The organism is Mucilaginibacter sp. P5_A6 (genome assembly GCF_056400585.1).
The window spans coordinates 1-2747 of the sequence record NZ_JBFUKZ010000072.1 but is presented as its reverse complement, the minus strand read 5'-3'; the positions used below and the strand labels follow the sequence as shown (position 1 = coordinate 2747).

General features: G+C 32.8%; 2 protein-coding genes. Both read right to left on the bottom strand.

The window, feature by feature from the left end; all coding sequences use genetic code 11:
- Positions 1 to 746 (bottom strand): TIR domain-containing protein (locus AC1DO4_RS27695; protein WP_477421008.1); only part of this gene is annotated, 746 nt, incomplete at its 3' end.
- Between the two features lie 42 nt (positions 747 to 788).
- On the bottom strand, positions 789 to 2492 hold the full coding sequence (locus AC1DO4_RS27690) for an ATP-dependent nuclease (protein WP_477421007.1): 1704 nt from the start codon (positions 2490 to 2492) through the stop codon (positions 789 to 791).
- Between the last annotated feature and the right edge of the window lie 255 nt (positions 2493 to 2747).

The following is a 2747-nucleotide window of genomic DNA, read 5'->3' as shown; positions in this document are numbered from 1 at the left end:
TATTGTGTGTTAGCGACTTTAATTTCTCTTAGTAATGCTCCAAATGAAGCTTCAACAGTGTCCTTTGGAAACGGAATATAAACTAAACCATGAATATTGCTTGGTATATTTACCCCCTCTTCATGTAACAAAGCTATATTTTCTAATCCGTACTTGCCCTGGAAAAAACCTATCTCATGCATTACATTTTCCCTTGCTCTAACTTGATTTTCTGCTATATCTTCACCGGTCATGACAATAACTGCGTATCTGCATTTAAGAGATTCTTCATAAAGCTTTTGTAAAACAGTTCTACCCTGATTCGCTTCTTGTGCTAGTTCTAGGGTCTTAACATTTAAATCTCTTTCCAAATATGACTGCACTTTAAACCATTCTTTACTCCGCCCATGAGATATGAAAATTCTAAATTGTTGCGGAGAAACTTGTACTTTCTCGCCAATCCTGTAGCTCGCTCTCACTTCTAAAATATAATCAATGCTTTGTAAAATTGGCAAAACATGTACTCTAGAATAAAGCGATTCCGAATTAACGTTTTGTCCAAATGAAGTAGGGCGCGCTACTTCTGGTAAGTCGTTAAAAAGGTCTGGAAGTAATTCAATTAACTCGTCTCGGCATTTAAAATATTGATTAATCAATGGAAGCACTTGCCGTTCAGATGCCCTATCTGATGTTCGTCCCCATTGGATATTAGCGAAAGTCTTTTGAAGTCCCGCAAACTTGGCCAATAATATTGATGTTTTATCCACGTTAATAAGTTAAATTTAAATTAGGTTTGCTGACAGTCCGGTCTATTGTTGATGATTCCAATTTTTAATTAAACCAATCAATCGTTGGACCTCTATTTTCAATCCCCTAAATTCTAGATCTTCTAAAATAAAGTGTTTCCCTATTTCATTAGAGTATTTAGTTTTTCTTGAATCATAATCAATTTTAGCTGTTTTATCTGCTGAAGCTACAATATCTTTAAAAAGCGAGGCACTCATATCAATTACCTCATTGTTGTACAAGTTTTTTTCGGTTAGCCATTTTTTTATCACGTTTAGGGTGATATAATTCTCAATTTCTTTACCCTTTGTAATCCAACAATGGTCTTCTCCAACTTCAGCCTGGATTCGTTTTTTTGTCTCATTAATTTCCTTTCTAGTTTCGGTGATATCACTATCGATGACAACCGCGGCATTTCTGTTTATTTTCAGTAAAGGAATTAAAGTAGTTAACAATTCTTCGTCATGTACATCTGTAAACGCAACGTTAGCTAGATTTTTACCACCATAGAACATTATGGAAAAATGTAGCCCTTCCTCTAGACGATCGTCTAGTAAAGAAATCCATTTTAATATATAATTTCTGTCGCTTGGGCCTTCAACCCAAATTATTCCATTAGCTTGGATAATGTCACTAGATTTATATCCTAAATCGTCTAGTAATTTATGAGAAGAACTACTATTTTCAATTCTAGTTAAGGAACTGCTAAAGCCATCGTGTTTAATATGATAAATCGAAACTCCTTTACTATAATTTATAAATACATTGGAATGGGTAGTTATAAAATAGGTATTTGTCGTTTCCTTCTCGATAAAATCCAAGAGTTTTCTTTGTAATTCAGGGTGAAGATGCGTTTCTGGTTCCTCAATGCATATTACTTTCTCCTCATAGACAATAATTGAGCTACACAGTAAAACTATTTGGTATATTCCAGACCCGTAATTCCCTAGCGGTAATCGTTTGCCATGCATTTTAACGATGATATCATCTTTTCCATAAGGAATTTCTAATGTTAACTCCTTTGTATTTAAAAGACTTTGTAACAATCTCTCAATTTTGTCAAATAGTTCTCTTCTATGTTCGTCACCAGGGTTAGGATGTTGCATTTGAAACATCTCTTCGATTATGTTCTTTCCATTTATTTCCGAGTTTCCGGAATTATGGTTTGACGATGGGCTAATAACTCTTAAATCAGGTATAGAAATTAAACCGGCAATGCTTTTTAGCCTATTCTGAAACAAATTATCAATATTAGCCGATATATCATTTAAGATCGAATCTTTACTGTAACTGCCTTGTTTTTTAAAAAAAGATCCTAATGCAGTAATGTCTAAGTCCAATAAATCCTGAGGGAGTAAATCTTTAGAAATTCGCTCATTTTTAAAAGGAAGCCACACCTCAAATGGATTCTTTACGACATCACTTAGCTGTGAATTCTCGTTAGTGTAAATATTCTTTTTTATAGTAGAAGGCCAATTTAGTTCTTCGTGGCTAAACCTAAAACCAAGGCTAACTGGGGCTCCTTGTGTATATGAATCTCTTACTGAAAGATTTCCTAACTTATGTAAATCGTTCAAGTCATCAGATAGACGCTTTAGAAATCTTAGTATGTTCGATTTACCGCTATTATTTTTCCCGACTATTATATTTACTTTAGATAATTTGTCTAAAAAGATCCCTTCGTCATTAAAACTTCTAAAATTTCGGACACCTATGTTCTTTAGCATTGTTTTATAGTTAATTCACTCTCAAATCTGAAATCTTACATGGGTAATTATCACTATATAAAATAGGAAAATTCTTATAAATTCTTTTCTTTTAAAGAAGATCGAATATCTTATTTACTACTATTCACTATGATTTGATAGTAATTTATTATTTTTATTATAATCTATTTTACTCTTCTTTTGAAACCTCTAAAGCTATAGGCCCCATGAAATTAAATGCTATAACGAATGACACTCGATTAGATAATTTTATAT